At 63.6% G+C, this 2,015-nt stretch carries 2 protein-coding genes and 1 pseudogene; 2 read left to right on the top strand and 1 reads right to left on the bottom strand.

The window, feature by feature from the left end; all coding sequences use genetic code 11:
* A partial coding sequence (locus tag ABYW26_RS13920) for an alpha/beta fold hydrolase (RefSeq protein WP_372605508.1) occupies positions 1-671 on the bottom strand: 671 nt, incomplete at its 3' end.
* Between the two features lie 117 nt (positions 672-788).
* On the opposite strand from ABYW26_RS13920, the gene ABYW26_RS13915 reads away from it, so the two are divergent.
* Positions 789-1,550, top strand: coding sequence for a FadR/GntR family transcriptional regulator (locus ABYW26_RS13915; RefSeq protein ID WP_372605507.1), 762 nt, complete (start codon positions 789-791; stop codon positions 1,548-1,550).
* Between the two features lie 101 nt (positions 1,551-1,651).
* A pseudogene (locus ABYW26_RS13910) lies at positions 1,652-2,015 on the top strand (polyamine ABC transporter substrate-binding protein); the annotation flags it as partial.

Genomic DNA, 2,015 nt, shown 5'->3' with positions numbered 1-2,015 from the left:
GACGCGCCGCCGCGGATCAGTTGAACCGGCATTCCAAAAGCGGAACAATCACTTATCCCGGCTTGTTCAGGCAGATCGACAAGCACCCCGGTCCAGTCATCGGCGACCCGATCGACCGTGTCGGTGATATAGCGCCGGGTGCCGTCATCCAGCGCCGCCCAAGCGCCCTTGCCGGACCAGAAATCGACGAAATACTGCGCGGCGCGTTCGGGCATCTTCAGCCGCAGATAGCCCTGCACCTCGGACGAGGTGCGATAGCCCTCGGCTACCTCATCCAGCCCGGCCTCGGCCAGAAGCGAGAACAGAACCGGCTCGATCAGGGTCAGGCTGGCGATACGCTCGGGCCATTCGCGGCTGGCGAAAAACGCCGTGACCCCGCCCAGCGAATGCCCGACAAGATGCACCTTTTCACCGGGGAACTGATCCAGCAGCGCCCCAACCATGGCGCGATCATAGACGAACCACGGCTGACCGTCATGCGGCAGCGGGTCGCTTTGGCCATAACCGTGCAGATCCGGCGCCACCAGCCGATAGCGCGGCGCCAGCTCGGCCAGCAGCGGCTTATACTGGCCGCTGTGGCTGCTGGAGCAATGCAGGCAGATCACCGGCGGCCCGGACTCACCGGCCCGGCGCAGCGCGATTTGGCTGGAGTTGACCTGAATTCTGTTCATATGCCCCCCGCGTTCCCCCGCTTGCGCCGATGACGCAAGTTTGGCATGACTTAGCGAATAAAATGTCATACATTTAATTGTCTGACAATTGATAATTTCCGGATCAGGCCCCGCCCGATGAAAACAGAACTTAGCCCGGACCATGACCTGTCGGCGCAGATCGCCAGCGCGATCCGCAACGCGATCATCGACGGCCGGTTGATCGTGGACGAGCGCCTGCCGTCGGAATCCGAGATGGCCGAGACCTTTGGCGTCTCGCGGCCCACGGTGCGCGAGGCCTTGAAACGGCTGGCGGCGCAAAGCCTGATCCGCACCCAGCGCGGCGCCACCGGCGGCGCCTTCGTGAACCGCCTGCAATATGACGAGGCATATGGCCAACAGGTCACCACCGCCACGCTGCTCTTGTCGATGAACGCCATTGATTTCGACACCGCCTGCGAGGCCCGCTATGCGCTGGAACGCGCCTGTGCCGCGCTGTCGGCCCAGCGGCGCAGCCCCGATCATCTGGCGGCAATGCGGGCTGAAATCCACCGGCAATCCCAGCCCGGTCTCAGCGACGAACGCTTTTGCGAATCCGACGTGGCCTTTCACCGGGCGCTGGTCGATGGCGCGGGCAATCCGGTGCTGTCGTGGCATCTGGCCGGGGCGATCGAGGGCATGCAACCGCTAATGAACATGATCACCTTTTCGGCCCGCGACCGCGCCCGGATCATCGCGCTGCACACCGCGCTGGCCGATGCGCTGGAGGCCCGCGACGGCGCCGCCGCCGAGACCTGTCTGGACGATCTTTGCGCTGAAACCAAGCAACTGGCCCGCGCGGTCCGGGCTGCCCGTGATTTACGCAAATCCCCGGCGCAGGGTCACGGCCACGGCGCGTGAACGCGGCATTCTTGCCGGGCGGCATTTTACCCCCTTGTGAGACACGAAAACTGGTTCTAGCGTCGCTTCGATGCAACTGCACCCCAACAGGAGGGATGTGAATGACTGTGATGAAAAAACTGCTGACCGGCGTGGCGTTCTGCGCCATCGCGTCGACCGCCAGCGCCGAAGATTCCGATCTGCTGGTGTTCGATTACTCCGGCTTCGAAGACCCGGCGTTCCATAGCACCTATATCGCCAAGAACGGCGACAGCCCGCGCTTTGCCTTCTTCGGCGACGAAGAAGAAGCGCTGCAAAAGCTGCGCTCGGGCTTCAAGGCCGATGTCAGCCATGTCTGCGCCGGGTCGGTGACCAAATGGGTCGAGACCGGTATTCTTGAGCCGTGGGACACCGCCAAGATCACCGCTTATGCTGATCTGAACGCCGATCTGACCGGCACCGATGTCGCCGCCGCCGCGCAGGACG

The sequence above is a fragment of the Actibacterium sp. genome (assembly GCF_041584535.1).
Classification (GTDB): domain Bacteria; phylum Pseudomonadota; class Alphaproteobacteria; order Rhodobacterales; family Rhodobacteraceae; genus Actibacterium_D.
This window is presented reverse-complemented; position numbering and strand designations above follow the sequence as displayed.